Below are 15578 nucleotides of genomic sequence, written 5' to 3'. Positions count from 1 at the left end.
TTACCCCACTTCCGGGCTGCTCAGGGACACCCGCAGTGGGCGGTACCAGTGCCGCGATGGGAGGGGGAGCGGTGACCTCAACCCGCGTTTGGGGCAAGGAGGCAGGCTGGGACTTCTCCCCCACGGACGTAGGGTGCGGCGGTTCCGGATGGAGTACATGCGCCGGGGCGGGAGGCGTCGACTGGACGGGCGTCGCGCCTGCATGACGGGCGACGTGGTCGAGCACGGGGAGGAGATGGTCGAGGAGGCAGGCGAGGGTGCCAGCGTCGTCTGACTCGGACGCGGTCAGACGCAGACCGTGGTATTCGAGCTCCCAGCGGGGGGCATGGGCGGCGGCATTGAGAATGGAGTGGATGGATGGAGTGGACATGGCGGCCAGGTAATGAATGAAATCGGCCGTCGTTTTAAAGGAAAAAGGCCCCCTGTCAAGCAAACGGGGAAGCGATCAATTAACGTTTATTTAACCGACATAAATGGCGGTCTGGCGCCATTTTCCGGTTTGGATGGGGCTAATTTGATCAAGAATGGGGGCTGATTTTTCCGACCGCATTTTCTGACGTTCAGAAAAATATGCAAATTCGGCAAACCAAGTGTGACGCCGGTCACGCAAAGACCTGCCAGCGGAGCGGGCCCAAGGCTTGACAGTCCGCGCTTTCTTGGCAGATTGGACGGAGTCATATCAGGGGGTCATCCCAGTGCCGCAACTGAGAAAAAATCTCGAAAATTGCCACTTTGGGACGAGGGGCGGAGTCTAAGCAGTCTAATGTATAAATGCGATTTCTCCTAACTAACCCTCTGATTTTGACTAATATAACCGAAAAGCTAATTAGCCACACACCTGGCTAAACTCTATCCAATCTGGAATAAGGATTTTCCATTGAACGTACCGTCCAATCCCGACCTCGCCCGTTATTTCGCCCGCGTCCGGCTTACCCTCCATTCCACCTCCCGTTTCGACGCCGAGGGGCGTCACCGCCAGTCCTGGATGCTGGCCCAGACCGAAAACTCGAAACCCTATTGGCTTGGGGAAACCAAGGTCTTTGCCACCACCCGGGACCTCTGGACAGCTTGGAAGGCCCATCAGCTCAGCCTCCACCTCCAGCACGCCCAGGCTCTCCGCCTGGTCCGCTATTACCTCCGCCATGAGCACGAGCACCATGCACCCTTTACCGCCTGGCTCGACTACCGCGCCGTGGCCCGCCATGCACAATTCGACGAGGTCGACACCCAGTGCTGGCCATGGACAGCGGCAACTGCCTCCCTCGACCGACGGGACCGCCTGAGCACGCCCGGCTGGCCCTGGTGCGACGACCCGTCACCGGCGGTCATCCGTCGATGCATGAAGCGCTCGGGCGGAAACGGGTGGGCACGACGCGCCCTGGCGGTGGCTGACTTTGACCGTCAGAGTGCCACGAGGTACACCGCAGCCGTGCGCGGGCTGGTTGAGCGGGAACGACGACGAATGTTCGACCGGAAGATGCCACGGGCACCCGCATCGACAACCAGGCGGATGGGGCGACTCTGAGATGCCACAGGGACGATTTGTGGGCAGGGATGCCCTCTTTGCCCGGCCGGTTGACAGATGGACAACCCGCGCCAGGATGGAGACAGAATATTCTGGGAGACAAGCATGGCGACCTCAGGCAAACACGACGACCCGCATGACGGGCATCAGAAGCAGCCCTTACGGGACATTCCGGATTGGGTCGTGCACGTCTTTCTAGGGACTCTGTGCGCGCTGCTAATTGGGACCTTGATTGTGGGTGGGCTCGCAACACGCGGCTGAGCACGCTGACTTGGTATGTTCCCGGTCGAGCAGGTGCTCGTGCCGTGCTGCAAGTGCTGCCATCACAGCAATGCCGAGAAGGGCAACGATGAATCCAATCCGGACGACTTTCCCGTACCCGCTGAAGGTGCGCCAGCTGAGAACGACAAAGGTAACGAACCCCGCCCAACAAAAGAAAGTGGCCAATAGCACCGAGGATAGAATGAAGGGACGAGTGTTCTTGTGGGCAATGGCATACGACAACAGGCCAATGAGCAATAGCACGAGAGACCAGAAAAAATAGGCTTTGTCCTTGCTTCGGTCTCCCATGTAAAACGCCCCACCCGCCACGCCAGCAGCAATACATGGGCAGACGTAGGCGAGATAGTCAAACGTCTCGGTCCATTCGCTGTAGTGCGCAAAAATACCTACGGTGCACGTCAAAAAGGCGCCGAGTCCAATCATGAGCGCCTTGACCTGAGGGTCTGTCAGAGGAGTAGCTCCATGGAACAGCCCGGTGAATATATGTCCAGAGGGCGGATTGGGCGTCGTGTTTGTCATGCCTTTCCCATTTGGTTGCTGACCGGCGTCAACAATGACACATCGGGTTCACGCCGGGAAAAACCGGCGCGCACCATATTCGGAAACGTCCCTGGGCAAGGAGGCCCTGCATGAACCTGACACTTCAACGACTGCTCGACGACGCATGCTGGGATGGCAATGCCAACCTGGTTGCGCAACTCATTGAGCATCCCGACGTCGACCCGGCAGCCCATCATTCCACAGCGCTGCTGCATGCTGCTCACCGGGGACATTGGCGATGTGTCGAGCTGCTGATTCCAGTCAGCAATCCCAAAGCGCGAAATTCCGAGGCATTGTGGCGGGCGTGTAAGCACCGCCACCGGACAGCCGCGCGACTTCTTCTCCCCGTGTCCGACCCCGCGAAGTGGGAGGCTTGGATGTGGGCGGAGCTCGGCGGACAAGCCGCATGGGCGAGCCAGTCGTAGTCATGACAGCGCTCACGGTACCGTCCGCCGCCCGCACACGGACGGCGGCTCAAAACCAGAAGGCGGCATGGTGAATGAGGCCATGGAACGGGGCGGGGGCGGAGCGACGCGTTTACAATGGTGTTCGTCTGCTGAGACGTTTAATTAACAGGCAAACAACCATGCTGAACACTCCGGGGGGAGTGCTCGATGGCTCATTGATGGAGCCCGACATGAACGAGCAACACCTGATGCCGCCGCTGGCGTTTGTCCCATTGTCTAACCGGCCTGTACGGGTTGCCGTGCAATGCCACCGGTTTATGACTGCCCGGGCCGGCGAGCGGTTCGACTGTGGCCTCACTTGGATGACCTACGGGGGTGGTGCCCTGTGGACCGTGCCCAGCAAAGGGGGCATCCAGCATACGCCTGGCATGATTCCGACCGGATATACCCTCAACGCACGGAATTGCCATCGCGATAACGGGGCGATTGAAAGGGATGTCTGCGCAGGCATCACCGCAGCACTTGTCCATTCGGAAGTAAAAATGCACTCGCTTGATGGGATGCGGGACAATGACCGGTTGTCGCTGTGGACTAGTCGATGAAAGACGCGAAGCACATCATCGTGGTGCATCCCCATCGTTTGGTGGCTGAAGCTCTGGAGGTTGCCCTCTCCGGGCAGGGTTTTATCGTCCATCCAGCCCTGACCTATTCACAGGCCCGCACACTCGTTGCGCATCTCAAGGTTGGCCTTGAGGCGTTGGTTGCGTATCCCGACATGCCAGACGAGCCACATCCTGGAACGCTTCTCCGTGCGGTCGGGGGGGTGCATCCGGAGGCGGCCCTGGTCGTCGTCTCAAGCCGATTCCAGGGTGAGATCGGCCCCTTGCCGCAGCGGGCCGTCTTGCTGCCCGAGCCGTTCGACCGGGAGGCCCTCATTGCGGCCATCAGGCAAGCATCCGGTGCGTCCGTCCCGAACGTGGAAGAGTCGGCCACTGCCGAGTCCGGGAGATGGCCCCAAGCGGCGCCAGGGTCACCTTGGGCGGATGGCCCTGCATAGCGCGGCGACCATGCCCATGAGGTTCTCCCGGGCAACCGGGGTGATGAGGATGGCAGCGGCGCAAAGGTCCGCTCGTGCCCCGTCCTCCGTTGGTGCGATGAAAAGGCAGGGTGCACCACGTTAGGCCAACCAACCATCTGGGATGCATCCCTGGAATGGTTGTCGAGGACGGCCATCAGGTCCTGGCGGCAGCCTTGACCGTCGAAACAGGTGCCTGGAGCGCTGCTTCGGCATCTCGATGCACGCCGGCAATCCAAGCCCCCCTGTGTTCGCAGGCCAACGCCGGGATTGATGAAAAGCCGGCAGCCGGGGACCAGTGTTCATGCGATGCGGTCGGTGGGGCACCCCAACCACCTCAAGGCGAGAGTCGAGGGCTCAGGGCGAGAGTCGAAAATGGTTTCAACCGACGTCTCTTCTGCGCGTGTTGAACCATGGGCCCCGCGTTTGCCAAATCCGGCCCCTTCACCGGTTCCGGATTTCGGATGAGCTCGGCCCGCCTGCGTGCGCAGGCGAGTGCCATCCCGCGATGGAGGCCCGGAATTGTGTAGGAAACCCCTGACAGAAACGCTTGTCCCTGCGTGGTCCAATGTCCATGCGGCGCCGGGGCTTTCCGCACTGGCCACCACAGGGAAACAGGGGAACACACACATGGCAGTTCCGGAATACAGCGTTGAATCGATGGTCGAACCGGCCGATGTCCTGATGCGCATCGAAACGTTCGACGACCCGCGTGCGGAGATGATGGTCGCTTTTCATCGGGCGACCCATCTTGATGCTGTCGACTACGGCACGGGCCAGGAAGTCGTGACCTATGCCGCCCTCCTTCGGGACTTGGTGACACGCAGGACGACGGAGGTCATGCCGCATTCGAGCCTTGAGACGTACGCGGTCGACGAGAGGTGGTTCGAACGTGTGACTGACCTCGACCTTCAGTTCCTCCTTGCGCCGGCCGTCGACGCCCTTGAGCGGACGGTCAGTGGAGCATCCGCGTTGCGGGCTGATGCAGCCAAGAGTGAGGAAATCCTCCATCTGTTTGAAGATGAAAACGCCCAACTCCTTGAAGACCTCCGGGCCGAAGCGGAGGAGCGGGTACCCGAACGCCTGGTGTTCGGCGAACTGGAGTTTGAGCTGAGCATCTCGGCGACGACCGACGCCTTCGTGGGCGACAACCCGCACATCGGCCAACCCGCCGTGTCGGGGACCGAACTCGCCCGCATCCTGCGGAAGCTCGCGGACAGCATCGACACCATTCCCGGCCGCAGGCTGCAAGGCAAGTCCTGGACCCTGTACGACCTGCCAGGGCGGCCCGTCGGCAAAGCGCAGGCCCTTCCCATCGATGCAAGGGATTAGGAGATGGCGCAAGGAGGCCCGGGGCGCCTGTATGCCCTGGGTCTCTTAGAGGCTGCCTTCGGCGGGTCAGCGCCACGCAACCGGTGCCCGTTTGCCCGACGCCGACCTCAAGGAGTTTCAGCGCAGCGTCTTACCTGAGTTCCTGTGCGCGGTCGATGGCAATGGACAACGCCTCGATGGCCTCCCCGCAACCGTGGGCAGGCAATTCAGCTATGTCTCCCAACCGGTCCACGACGTGCAGCGCAGCATGGGCTACGTCGGGAAAGCCCGCTGCCACAGCCAGTGAATGCACGCGGCGAGCGCGGAAGCGCGCCTCCAAAATATCCCTGTCGAGCATCGATTCACTGAGTGCGACGGCCTCAAGAATGATTTCGGCGTGCTGGAGGATGACATCTTCATCAGGCATCGCAGTCACTCTCTCAGCTATTCCGGTCGATGAGGAGTGCGCCTGTCAGCGTCACCGCATCAAAGCTGTAGACGTGTTCCCTTGGGCTGTCGGAGCAACAGCCGACCAGCCTCCCCGGAAACGCCTTGCCGCCGTCCCTTATTTCGACCATGCCGGCGCAGATGGGGCACGTGCTCCAGTGCCGGACAAGGCTGAAGCGTCCGCCAGTCTTCTTCCTCTTCTCATCGTGGCTGAGCCGGAACTGTCCGTATATCTGGCTCATCGCCAGCATCAGGTCCGGCGCCACGGTGACCCGCAGCATGGGCAGGGACCAGAAAGGACGAAGTCGCCATGTCAGAAGCCCGCCGACTGCCGCCACGGTCACCAGTGGGGAAAAGCTGGCTTTCAGCGAAGGGCTGTGCGCCAGGACCAAGGCCGCCGCACCAAGAGCACAAAAGAGGCAAGCCGCAAACGGAATGGCCAGGGAAAGGATGAAGAAGACACCCCGCCACGACCGGATGGCGAAGGGGCGTCCGATGAACGGGCGCAGGAGAAGGGTCGCGCGGGCTTCTTCGACCTCGTATGCCAACCGGAAGCCGGTCCCGGGTCGGAGACGTTCCTTGTCTTCCAAAGGGGGCTCCCCCTCGGACGGCTCAAAAGCCAGGAACCCGTACCGGTAAAGGGTGGCATTGCCCCGTCCGCCGCCCTTGTCCACCGAGAGGACGACGTCGAGGTGACAGCCGTGGGAGGCCAGAAACTGTCGGCGACTGATTTGGCGGGTTTCCCACCATGTCCTCGACTGCTCGGAGGGCAGCCAGCGTCCAGTAGCCGTCTGATGCTTCCAGGGCCCCCCAAACCGGTCGCTGTGCCATGCCGCGAGCTGGGCGACATCCGCCTCCGGGATGTCCTTTCCTTGTTCGAGGCGTGCCTGGGTTTGCTCGGCGAGAACGGTCAGCGCCTGCCGGACCTTCCCGTTGGAGGTCTCCTCCTGCATCCAGCGGATGACAAGGCCGAGCGCCCGAACAGTCTCCAAACCGGTTTGGTCCTCTTTGGCCATTTTTCCGCTGTCCGTTGCCGACAAACCTTGGCCCTCCTTCATAGCGGCGGGGCGTGGGCATGGCAAGACAGATTGGTTCAATAGCAGCAGCGGCACCCCAGAGTGGGGAGACGATGCAGGTGCCTTTCGGCCTGCGGGACGGGCGCCTGTGGTCGCCTTTGGAGGTCGCACGTGGCGCGCAGTGTGGGTGCCAATGTCCAGGTTGTGGCGCCGCACTTGTTGCCCGCCAGGGCACGGGCCGGCGACGGCCCCACTTCGCTCACCTTGGAGAGGTTGGCCGGGCTGGATGCCTTGAGTCGGCGGTCCACCGATTCGCCAAGCAAGTCCTCATCGAGGCGACCCGCCTTTGGCTGCCTCCATGGGATGGTGCAGAGGGCATGCCGAATCCGCCGGAAATGCTCGATGACGATGGCCTGTTGCATCGGGGCGAGGCAGTCGGTTGGCCGGCGCGCTGGTTTTCCATCGGTGAAGGGCGGATGGAAGTGGCCATGGATGAGCTTCGCCCGGACGTCGTGCTGGAGGGTGGAGAAGGGCAGTTGCTTGTCGAGGTGCGCGTCACCCATCCGGTTGGACCGGACAAAGCGCTGACCGCAAGGATGCGTGGCCTCCGGATGGTGGAGCTCGACTTGTCGGCCTGTCCGCCAGATGTGCTCGCCGAGCCCTCGACCTTCAGGGACTGGGTGGTTGAGGGGGCGCCCCGCCACTGGATTTGGGAGCCGGCAGCTGCCGCTGCCTGGCAAGGGAAGGCTGATGCGCTCGCCGACCAATTGCCTCGGCACGTCCTCCCGGAAGTCCCGCCTGCGGGCCCTATGGACTGGGAGGCGTTTCGAGGCCTGTTCGAAGAGCGGGAAATCGTGCCCATCAGCCAGCCGCCTTTTATTGATGACCCGCTGATTGGATGCTGGGTTTGGCTCGATGACGAGGGAGCCGCCGAAGTCGTTCAGCGCCTTACCCGGTCAGGTGGGGTCTACCGGGTTCGGCTAGAGGACGAAAGGATGTGCATTGCCTATTTATGGTGTGAGAACGGAGAGCATTCTTTGCCGCGTACTTATGGTCAGCGAGTCCGAGCGCGTTAACGTCTTCCATTCGGATGCTCAGTTGGTGCGAGCGGCTGATTCGACGCCGACCTTCGCCGACATGGACAGCAACATCAGCGGAGGTCAGTGTCGGGACGACGCAAAGGAGCACGACTATCGTGCCTTCGACCCAGATGGCTTGTTGTCTCTGCGGGCGTCAATCAAGACAAGGTGGGGGCCAGCGGAAACTTTGAGCTTTTTGAGAATTCCGTTGACACGACCCAGTTCTGCCGCAGTGAAGTAGAAGATGACCTTGATGGACTTCTTGGTTTCGTTTGCAGCTTCGTAGATGGCGATTTGCTTCCGCAGATTCGCCTCAAGCTGACTGTTTTTTGCGAGTTTGAACTCTACGAGCGTCTTGTCCTTTGAACCCCGAGAAATCTTGAAGTCCACTGGACCCCGGCCGTTGTTGACCTCTGCATTGAGGTCATCCTGCGAGGCGTACCAAGTCAGGCGATAGATGACATGGAGGTCCGTCTCTCGGGAAATGGGCTCGCCCTTTGCGGTCCAGAAGAATCGATATCCATCGTTGTTCTCAACGACCTGCTTGAGGTACTGAACTCGTTTTGCCGCTTCTTCGAGCGTGTCGCCTGGGGTCTTGTAAAAGGCATCTTTACTGATAAGGATATCGACGAGTTCACCAACACGTTTGACCAGCACGGACTCCACGTCATCCAGGTTGGCAGCGCTCATGGCCCTTGCCAGGTCTTTTCTGTCTTCCTTGGAACGGATGTACCTGTCGATGAGTTCGGGGAACTTTGCAATAGTCTTCGATTTTGCCCTAGCGCGGTCTTTTGAGGTTGGTTTGGTTGGCATGCTCTTGATGAAGAAGTTCTCGACCTGAGCCCTTAATTGGTCGTTGGGCATTGCCTCCACCAGACCATCGAATTCCCCCATGAGACCCTGACGGCTTATCCAAGTGTCGTCCTTGGTAAGAATATCTCTTGGCGTCAGCAGCACGTAGTCTCCGTCGATGTATGGAAGCGTGTATTCCTTGGCTTCCCATCGTTCAGTTTTGTAATCGAAGTACGCATGGTTCACCTGAACTTTTTTCGTGCGGTTGGGCTTCAAGTGTTTGCTGGCGAACTCCTCGGTGTACTCGCAGAGGTATCCTTTGATGAGATTGGTGGTGAAGTCGCTGATGTTGTCCTTGCCAACCCCGTCCTTGATGAGGCAAATCTTCTCAAGGTGACTGCCTTTGGTGATTTTCTCCTTGCCGAAATCGGTGAAGATGGTCGACAGCCCATCATTCATTGCGGTGGCAAATTCCTTCCCTAGTCCCGACCCACTATTTCCTGACTTGCTGAAACCGAGCCAGTTCTGCTTGACCTCCTTGAACTGAAACCAGTGGTTGACCAGGCCTGGGTGGATGGGGCCTTGCTTGGACTTGTCACGCAGGAACGCGACGTAGGCAATCATTTCATCATGGAGTTTCCGGTATTCCTTTTTCTTGCTGGCAAAAAGCAAGAAGGGGTCAATGAATACAGGCAGGTCATTGATGAGAGAGACGTTGAACGCACCGTAGTCCTTCAATGCCTTCGACGTGACGCTGAAAAAGTCGCTGAAAAATACCTTCATGGCTTGCTTCTCCTGGATTCGTTGAAGTCAACACTTCGCTGAGCTGTTACGACCTACTCTTGCTTGCTGCTCACATTTGCACCGGCTGACCTTCGAAGTCGACTGTCGAGTGCATGTTGCCGGCGCAGATATGGCTCGAAAAATCCTGGTTTCTTTGCTTTGAGTTGGACCTCTGGAAATGCCACCTTGCTGATGTCGTCGAGCCGGCGGGGCAAATCGGCCACATGGATGTAGTGCTGACGCAGCACAGTCGAACCCGTGCTGTGGCCGGTCAGTTGCGCAATGCGACCGTCCGGAATGCCGGCGCGCTCGGCGGCTGTGGCGAAGGTATGGCGGAAGGAATGGAAGACCTTGGCGGGGTTCGTGATACCGCAGGTCTTCCGAAGATAAGTGCGGTTGAACCAGTCGCTGACGACGTCGCCCGGACCGTTCTCGCCCCACGTCAGGCCGGGGAAAATATGCTCGAAACGGGCCTGCCTGACATCGTTGACGTAATCGAGGAATCCGAGGCGGATGAGTTCGGGGTGCAGGGGAACGAAGCGGCGGGACGCTTTGTTCTTCGTTTGCCGCCGGATATGCATGCCCCAGATGCCCGCGATTTCCTCGATGTCATCGACAAAGAGTTGCGCAATCTCGTTGACGCGGGCCCCGGAGTAGAGGGCAAGGATGGGGGGCCAGTATTTGTGTGGTTGGGTGTGGGGAATGCGCTCAGGCGAGAAGATGGCCTTGAGGTCTTCGGATGAGAACGGCTCTCTCTTCCGTGCTTCGTCCTGTGCTTTGTTCGTGACCTGGAAACCGTCGCACGGATTAAAGGCAATCAGCCTTCGTTTGACCCAGATGCCGAAAAAGAGGCGAAGTCGGTCGAGATGCTTTTCCCGCGTGCGGGGTGCAAGTCCAGGCGAGCCTTCCCGTCTTGCCTTGGCGACAATTTCGGTCGGGGTCATCCCCTTGTAGGACGGTTTTTTCGAGGCGTTGGCCGGCCACACCCGCATTGCCCCCATGAAGGCGTCGATGTCGTCGGCCGTGACCGCTTGGATGGGCTTGTCGCCGCCCAGCGCGAGGAAGAGCCGAAGGGTGTGCTCCGTATCGAGCAGGTTCTTGCCGCTGCGATTCTGGCCGTCAATGTGTTCGATGAACTTGCCGATGCGAAAAGACAAAAGGTCTTCCGGACTTGGCGTCGAAGAAGGAAGCGCGGCTGGAGGGGGAGGGAGGCTCCCGAGGCGGAGCGCTTCGAGCTCCAGGGCCAAGGCACGGGCCTCACCGTTCTCCCGCTCGGACCCGTCGGTGACGATTCGGACACCGCCCGGGAGCTCAATCGTCAGGTCGACGTGGGGACCCCGTGCTGCGGCGAGCGCGGTCTCCAACAGGTTCTTATGGTCTGCCACGGCGGCCCCCCGCATCCGTTCATAGGCTTGGCCCAGAACATACCCGATTTGCGCCGCTCGGAGCCGGGCAGCGTCCCCGGTCTGGCCACGCAGGCTCAGGACGATATAGCGCCGGCCGAGGGACCGTTGCAGGAAGGCAGGCACGAAAAAGCGGACGTGGAGTCCGCTTGGTCGGTGCAGCAGCAATGGCTTTGGCACGTGATACCTCGCGTGATACCCGAAGGAATCAGCCGAGGCAGGTCATTTCCCCCGATGCACCGGGGGGATGAGCCATATTGGTGGAGGTGGCGGGAGTCGAACCCGCGTCCGAAGGCGTTTGATCCCCGGATCTACATGCTTAGCTCACCGTTGGATCTCGTTTGCCGACAGCACGGCGTGCTAAGCGCGCCGACAAACCAGCCTGTTAGGTCTAGTCGTAGGCTGAGAGGCGACAGCCATTGACGATCTCGTGATAGTGACCCTACACCGACGAGCACGAGCACAAGTCGGTTCGGGGCTTACGCCTTAAGCGGCGAGAGCGTAGTTGTCGTCGTTGGCAACTATGAGTTTGCTGCTGGATTAACGAGGAAAGCGGCCCCCTCGGCATGCACCAAGCAATCGCACTACCCCCGTCGAAACCAGTACACCCCCGGGGAAAACGTTGTGTGACTACCTTCCCAGTATAGGGTCGGGGGCAGGGCGCCACAATGGGCGGCCTGCCCGGTGTTCAGGTCAGCCGAGCTTGTTGTGGGCGCGCATGACGCGCTGCTTGTCGACGGCCCACTCGCGCTCCTTCTCGGCGTTGCGCTTGTCGTGATCCTGCTTGCCCTTGGCCAGGCCGATTTCGCATTTGACCTTGTTGTTCTTCCAGTAGAGGGCGGTCGGCACCAGGGTGTAACCCTTGCGCTCGACGGCGCCGATCAGCCGGTCGATCTCCTCGCGGTGGAGCAGCAGCTTGCGCGTGCGCCGGTCGTTGGCCACCACGTGGGTGGAGGCGCTGATCAGCGGCGGGATCTGGGCGCCGACGAGGAACACCTCGCCGTGCTGGATGATCGCGTAGCAGCCTTCGCCGAAGTTGATCCGGCCGGCACGCAGCGATTTCAGCTCCCAGCCCTGCAGGGCCATGCCGGCCTCGAAGCGCTGGTCGATGTGGTATTCGTGGCGCGCGCGCTTGTTCAGCGCGATGGTGCCGCGACCTTCCTTTTCCGTGTCCTTTGCTTTCGGTTTTGCCATGTCCGTTAAAATCGGTCTATCGGGTCCCTGATACAAGCCCGGCGTATCCATGCGCCGGCGAGATGAGACGAGGTCTTCACGTGATTGAAATCCGCCGCAGTGCGATCGTGCCGTTCACGCCCGCGCAGATGTTCGACCTGGTCAACGATGTGGAAGCATACCCAAAGCGGTTCGGCTGGTGTGACGCCGCCACGGTGGTGGAGCGGACCGACGACGAACTGGTCGCGCGGCTGGATCTGAAATTCGCGGGCATGAAGCAGCATTTCACCACTCGCAACACGATGCAGCGGCCGGAACGGCTCACGATGAAGTTCGTGGAGGGGCCGTTCCGCTCGCTCGATGGCGTCTTCACCTTCCAGGCCCTCGGCGATGTCGGCTGCAAGATCGCCCTCGCGCTGGATTTCGACTACGCGGGCCTGGGCGGCAGCGTGCTGAAGATGGGCTTCCAGCAGCTGGCGAACCGCATGGTCGACGACTTCTGCGACGAGGCGCGCCGCCAGTATGGCTGATGTCGCGATCGAGGTGGCTTACGCCGGGCCGCAAGGGCAGGTGGTGCTGCCGCTGACGGTGCCCGCGGGCACGACGGCCTGGCAGGCCGTGGAGCTGGCGTTGCCGGCGCTGCCGGCGGGCGTGTCGCCCGATCCGGCGAGGCTGGGCATCTTCGCGAAGAAGGTGGCGGCCGACCGGGTGATGGAGGAGGGCGATCGTCTGGAGCTCTACCGCCCGCTGATCCTCGATCCCATGGAGGCCAGGCGGCGCCGCGCGGCGCGCGGCGCCTGATTGCCCGTTCTTACTTCTTGTCGTCGGACGAACCGCCGCCAAAGATGCCGCCGTCGTCGGCGTCCTTCTTCGGGCTGGTGTTCTTGTCGCCTTCGGCGCCGCCCGTCGGGTTGGCCTTGTACTTCTCCGAATCCTTCAGCAGTTCCTTGGCGTCCTCGGCGAAGAAATCGCCTTCGGTGCGGACCAGGGTGTCGTTGTTGAAGGTCAGGGTCAGCGTGCGGGTGGTCATCTTCTTGCCGCGATGGGAGAAGGTGGACACGTAGTCCCAGCGATCCTGGTCGAAGGGCGAGATGACGGACGGGGTACCCAGCAGCACGAGCACCTGGCGCTTGGTCATGCCGGGCTGCAGCTGGTCGACGTTCTTCTTGTCGAGCAGGTTGCCCTGCTGCACGTCGGGGGTATAGACGAGGCCACAGCCCGCGATGGCGGTCGCCATCATGGCCAAACCCAGCGTGCGGATGAGCTTATGCATGCGTAGTAACGTCCGGATCGTGAAGCCTGTGATGATACACTAAGCGCCTTATGGCACCGCGAGGGGTCTGACATGGACCAGGAAACCAAAGAGCTCCGCAAGGCGGGCCTGAAAGTCACGCATCCGCGGATGCGCATCCTCCAGATCTTCGAGGAGGCCGACCAGCCCCACCTTACGGCTGAAGACATCTACAAGCGGCTGCTCGCCCATCAGGAAGACATCGGGCTGGCCACCGTGTACCGCGTGCTGACCCAGTTCGAAGCCGCCGGCATCGTCATGAAGCACAACTTCGAGGGCGGGCAGGCCGTTTACGAGCTCGACCGCGGCAAGCACCACGACCACATGATCGACGTGGACAGCGGAAAGGTGATCGAGTTCATCAGCGAGGAGATCGAGCGTCTCCAGCACGAGATCGCCGACCGGCACGGCTATGTGATCGAGGACCACAGCCTGGTGCTTTACGTGCGGCCGAAGAAGAAGCGCTGAGCGCTGGAATCATTGAAGACGAGAGGGCCCTTCGGGGCCTTTTTTGTGGGCCGAGCCGGTCCGGGGAGCGGGTCGCGAGAAGATGTCGCGCGCAGGGCGCGCTCCTACGGGTAGCGCACATAAAAACGCCGCCGGTGGACTCCTGTCCACCGGCGGCTTGATCCGGCGTTTCCATGGCCCGTGGACCGCGAGTTGCTCGCTGGTACACGGGGTGCCATGTCGCACCGGCGAGGCCGACATCCTGTCGCCTCATCAGGCCGATCGTCCCCACGACCGACCTGGGCTCACCGTCTCTCGACGGCGGCTCCCCCACATCGATAATGGGATGCTAACGAAGCGTTCATGCCCCCGGTATCGGAAAATTTCCTATGTCAGAACCGATACTTGTGCTGCGCAGCAGCACCCGCAGGTGAAGCCCCACGGGCTCCGGGCGGATTCTGAACAGCCCCCCGAGGGCGGTGATCCGGTCGCTCATTCCCTGCAGTCCACGGCCTCCGCCATCGGTTCGGACGGGTCGGGGCGTTGACGGAAGGCCTGCGCCGTCGTCACGAATGTCGAGGATGGCGACGGGCCCGCTGTCGCGTAGCCCGATGCGCAGGCGCAGCATCATCCGACGCGCACCCGAGTGGCGGACGACGTTCGTCGCGCTCTCCTGGACGACACGATAGATGGCCGTCAGGGTGTCGTCGTCGAGCAGCCGGGGGTCTCCGCGCAGGTCTGTCACGTAGTGGATACCCGCGGCGGTGAGCATGTCGCGGATCGGGCCCTCGTCGAGCGCGCGCAGCAGGCCGAACTCGTCCAGCACCGAGGGGCGCAGGCTGTCGAGCATCTTGTGCAGCGCCCGGCGCATGTGGCCGAGGATGCCGTTGATGGACGTGCCGATGTCGTCCAGGCCCGCGTTGCCCAGGCGATTCTGCGCGAGCTTCAGATGGGTCTGGATGGCGGTGAGGTTCTGGCCGAGCTCGTCGTGCAGTTCCGCCGCCATGTGCCTGCGCAGGTTTTCCTCGGCCTGGAGGTTGCCTCGCGCGGCATCGCGCAGCTGGCGCGCCAGCTGGTCGAGGCGCTGGTTGGCGGCGGCCAGGTGGGTGTTCTGCTGGGCCACGCGCTCGCTGCTGCGGCGGAGGGCGTCGGTGGCCGCGCCGAGCATCAGCGTGCCCGTGCCGGCCACGGCGAGGAACAGGTGGGCGGCGGCCGTGGGTGCGCCCCGGCCGATCATGTCCTCGGTGACGTTGAGGCCCACGCTGGTGATCAGCATCGCCAGTCCGGCGCCGCGCCAGCCGTGACGGAAGGCGAAGAACAGCACGGGTGCCAGCGAGAGCACGCGGGCGAACTGGGGTTGCGGCGAATACTCGGCCAGCGTGATGAGGATCGCGAGCGAGGGCAGCATCACCAGCAGGCCGTCGAGCAGCAGTTCCGCCATGGCCGTCCGCGTCGGCCGCTCGCGGAACACCAGCACCATGACCGGCACGACCAGCAGCACGCCGAGATAGTCGCCGAGCAGGTCGCTGCCGAAGGTGGTGCCGAGCATCTCCACCGGGGCGGCCGGGTGCATCGAGGCCATCATCGCGGCATTGCCCGCGGTGGCGACCGTGGCCGTGACCATCGCCGAGAGCAGCAGGCGCGCGACGTCCTCGGGCGTGTTGAGGCTGGCGTGCAGGTGGGCGCGCCGCAGCAGCCAGAGGCAGGCGGCCACCATCAGCGGTTCCGGCGCGTCGCCGAGCACGAACCCCGCGCCGCCGATGGGCAGGCCGCTGCGCCATTCGCAGAACGCGCTGGCGAACATCTCGGCGCCGAGGATCCAGAACCAGTCCCGCGTGCGCATCAGCAGCAGGGCGCCGAAGCGAAGGCCGAAGGGCAGCACCCAGTAGGGCTGCTCGGTCGGCCAGAGCATCACCCAGGCGAGCGCATAGGCGATGGCGAAGAGGGGGCCGGCGAAGCGGGAGGAGCCGAGTAAGCGCATTCCAGAATGTTACACGGCGCATGAGG

General features: G+C 61.9%; 17 protein-coding genes and 1 other RNA gene. 9 read left to right on the top strand and 9 right to left on the bottom strand.

Annotation, left to right across the window (positions count from 1 at the left end; all coding sequences use genetic code 11):
• Positions 1-877: 877 nt before the first annotated feature.
• Positions 878-1525: a hypothetical protein gene (locus tag BMW54_RS18495; RefSeq protein WP_139206058.1), complete on the top strand. Its 648-nt coding sequence runs from the start codon at positions 878-880 to the stop codon at positions 1523-1525.
• 216 nt (positions 1526-1741) lie between these two features.
• Here the strand turns inward: BMW54_RS18495 and BMW54_RS06695 are convergent, their stop codons facing one another.
• Positions 1742-2326, bottom strand: a complete 585-nt coding sequence (locus tag BMW54_RS06695) for a hypothetical protein (RefSeq protein ID WP_139206057.1) — start codon at positions 2324-2326, stop codon at positions 1742-1744.
• Between the two features lie 110 nt (positions 2327-2436).
• Here BMW54_RS06695 and BMW54_RS06690 point away from each other — a divergent pair, with 110 nt between their 5' ends.
• From BMW54_RS06690 to BMW54_RS06680, 4 genes are all read left to right on the top strand, one after another.
• The gene (locus BMW54_RS06690; RefSeq protein ID WP_090054010.1) at positions 2437-2772 is read left to right on the top strand and encodes an ankyrin repeat domain-containing protein; all 336 of its coding nucleotides are present in this window, start codon (positions 2437-2439) and stop codon (positions 2770-2772) included.
• Positions 2773-2984: 212 nt separating this feature from the next.
• Positions 2985-3356, top strand: a complete 372-nt coding sequence (locus BMW54_RS18490) for a hypothetical protein (RefSeq protein ID WP_139206056.1) — start codon at positions 2985-2987, stop codon at positions 3354-3356.
• Positions 3353-3811, top strand: a complete 459-nt coding sequence (locus BMW54_RS06685; protein ID WP_090054008.1) for a hypothetical protein — start codon at positions 3353-3355, stop codon at positions 3809-3811. The genes BMW54_RS18490 and BMW54_RS06685 overlap by 4 nt, the downstream gene beginning before the upstream one ends.
• Before the next feature lie 648 nt (positions 3812-4459).
• Positions 4460-5161, top strand: a complete 702-nt coding sequence (locus BMW54_RS06680; protein WP_090054006.1) for a hypothetical protein — start codon at positions 4460-4462, stop codon at positions 5159-5161.
• A 130-nt stretch (positions 5162-5291) separates the two neighbouring features.
• On the opposite strand, the gene BMW54_RS06675 is transcribed toward BMW54_RS06680, so the two are convergent.
• Entirely contained in the window at positions 5292-5567 is a 276-nt protein-coding gene (locus BMW54_RS06675) for a hypothetical protein (RefSeq protein ID WP_090054003.1), read from the bottom strand.
• Positions 5568-5580: 13 nt separating this feature from the next.
• Positions 5581-6603, bottom strand: a complete 1023-nt coding sequence (locus BMW54_RS06670; protein ID WP_090054001.1) for a hypothetical protein — start codon at positions 6601-6603, stop codon at positions 5581-5583.
• A 377-nt stretch (positions 6604-6980) separates the two neighbouring features.
• Between BMW54_RS06670 and BMW54_RS06665 the strand changes: the two genes are divergently transcribed.
• Complete coding sequence (locus tag BMW54_RS06665; RefSeq protein ID WP_139206055.1) at positions 6981-7679, top strand: hypothetical protein; 699 nt, start codon at positions 6981-6983, stop codon at positions 7677-7679.
• A 114-nt stretch (positions 7680-7793) separates the two neighbouring features.
• On the opposite strand, the gene BMW54_RS06660 is transcribed toward BMW54_RS06665, so the two are convergent.
• From BMW54_RS06660 to smpB, 4 genes are all read right to left on the bottom strand, one after another.
• Positions 7794-9257 (bottom strand): hypothetical protein, encoded by a 1464-nt coding sequence (locus BMW54_RS06660; RefSeq protein WP_090053997.1) that lies wholly within the window; start codon positions 9255-9257, stop codon positions 7794-7796.
• A gap of 53 nt (positions 9258-9310) precedes the next feature.
• A complete protein-coding gene (locus tag BMW54_RS06655; protein WP_139206054.1) occupies positions 9311-10840 on the bottom strand; it encodes a site-specific integrase in 1530 nt (509 codons plus the stop codon).
• A gap of 78 nt (positions 10841-10918) precedes the next feature.
• Positions 10919-11272, bottom strand: a transfer-messenger RNA (tmRNA) gene (ssrA, locus tag BMW54_RS06650).
• Between the two features lie 81 nt (positions 11273-11353).
• On the bottom strand, positions 11354-11854 hold the full coding sequence (smpB, locus tag BMW54_RS06645) for an SsrA-binding protein SmpB (protein WP_090053994.1): 501 nt from the start codon (positions 11852-11854) through the stop codon (positions 11354-11356).
• An 80-nt stretch (positions 11855-11934) separates the two neighbouring features.
• On the opposite strand from smpB, the gene BMW54_RS06640 reads away from it, so the two are divergent.
• Positions 11935-12363 carry a type II toxin-antitoxin system RatA family toxin gene (locus BMW54_RS06640; RefSeq protein ID WP_090053992.1) on the top strand — a complete coding sequence of 143 codons (429 nt, stop codon included), beginning with the start codon at positions 11935-11937 and terminating at the stop codon, positions 12361-12363.
• A complete protein-coding gene (locus BMW54_RS06635) occupies positions 12356-12634 on the top strand; it encodes an RnfH family protein (protein WP_090053990.1) in 279 nt (92 codons plus the stop codon). The genes BMW54_RS06640 and BMW54_RS06635 overlap by 8 nt, the downstream gene beginning before the upstream one ends.
• A 10-nt stretch (positions 12635-12644) precedes the next feature.
• Here BMW54_RS06635 and bamE read toward each other — a convergent pair whose 3' ends face one another.
• Entirely contained in the window at positions 12645-13106 is a 462-nt protein-coding gene (gene bamE / locus BMW54_RS06630; protein ID WP_090053988.1) for an outer membrane protein assembly factor BamE, read from the bottom strand.
• 72 nt (positions 13107-13178) lie between these two features.
• On the opposite strand from bamE, the gene fur reads away from it, so the two are divergent.
• Positions 13179-13592 (top strand): ferric iron uptake transcriptional regulator, encoded by a 414-nt coding sequence (fur, locus tag BMW54_RS06625; RefSeq protein ID WP_090053987.1) that lies wholly within the window; start codon positions 13179-13181, stop codon positions 13590-13592.
• 340 nt (positions 13593-13932) lie between these two features.
• On the opposite strand, the gene BMW54_RS06620 is transcribed toward fur, so the two are convergent.
• A complete protein-coding gene (locus tag BMW54_RS06620) occupies positions 13933-15552 on the bottom strand; it encodes an MASE1 domain-containing sensor histidine kinase (RefSeq protein WP_090053984.1) in 1620 nt (539 codons plus the stop codon).
• Between the last annotated feature and the right edge of the window lie 26 nt (positions 15553-15578).

Origin of the sequence: Luteibacter sp. 329MFSha (assembly GCF_900111665.1) — a bacterium.
In the GTDB taxonomy this organism is placed as follows: domain Bacteria; phylum Pseudomonadota; class Gammaproteobacteria; order Xanthomonadales; family Rhodanobacteraceae; genus Luteibacter.
The sequence above is the reverse complement of the archived record's forward strand: the minus strand, read 5'-3'. Positions and strand labels throughout refer to the sequence as shown.

Bases quoted from the DNA above. Each gene is read 5' to 3' on its own strand.
- BMW54_RS06685 (WP_090054008.1), top strand. From the start codon at position 3,353: ATGAAAGACGCGAAGCACATCATCGTGGTGCATCCCCATCGTTTGGTG.
- BMW54_RS06635 (WP_090053990.1), top strand. From the start codon at position 12,356: ATGGCTGATGTCGCGATCGAGGTGGCTTACGCCGGGCCGCAAGGGCAG.
- BMW54_RS06695 (WP_139206057.1), bottom strand. From the start codon at position 2,326: ATGACAAACACGACGCCCAATCCGCCCTCTGGACATATATTCACCGGG.
- BMW54_RS18490 (WP_139206056.1), top strand. From the start codon at position 2,985: ATGAACGAGCAACACCTGATGCCGCCGCTGGCGTTTGTCCCATTGTCT.
- bamE (WP_090053988.1), bottom strand. From the start codon at position 13,106: ATGCATAAGCTCATCCGCACGCTGGGTTTGGCCATGATGGCGACCGCC.
- fur (WP_090053987.1), top strand. From the start codon at position 13,179: ATGGACCAGGAAACCAAAGAGCTCCGCAAGGCGGGCCTGAAAGTCACG.
- BMW54_RS06675 (WP_090054003.1), bottom strand. From the start codon at position 5,567: ATGCCTGATGAAGATGTCATCCTCCAGCACGCCGAAATCATTCTTGAG.
- smpB (WP_090053994.1), bottom strand. From the start codon at position 11,854: ATGGCAAAACCGAAAGCAAAGGACACGGAAAAGGAAGGTCGCGGCACC.
- BMW54_RS06665 (WP_139206055.1), top strand. From the start codon at position 6,981: ATGCCGAATCCGCCGGAAATGCTCGATGACGATGGCCTGTTGCATCGG.
- BMW54_RS06680 (WP_090054006.1), top strand. From the start codon at position 4,460: ATGGCAGTTCCGGAATACAGCGTTGAATCGATGGTCGAACCGGCCGAT.
- BMW54_RS06660 (WP_090053997.1), bottom strand. From the start codon at position 9,257: ATGAAGGTATTTTTCAGCGACTTTTTCAGCGTCACGTCGAAGGCATTG.
- BMW54_RS06620 (WP_090053984.1), bottom strand. From the start codon at position 15,552: ATGCGCTTACTCGGCTCCTCCCGCTTCGCCGGCCCCCTCTTCGCCATC.
- BMW54_RS06690 (WP_090054010.1), top strand. From the start codon at position 2,437: ATGAACCTGACACTTCAACGACTGCTCGACGACGCATGCTGGGATGGC.
- BMW54_RS06670 (WP_090054001.1), bottom strand. From the start codon at position 6,603: ATGGCCAAAGAGGACCAAACCGGTTTGGAGACTGTTCGGGCGCTCGGC.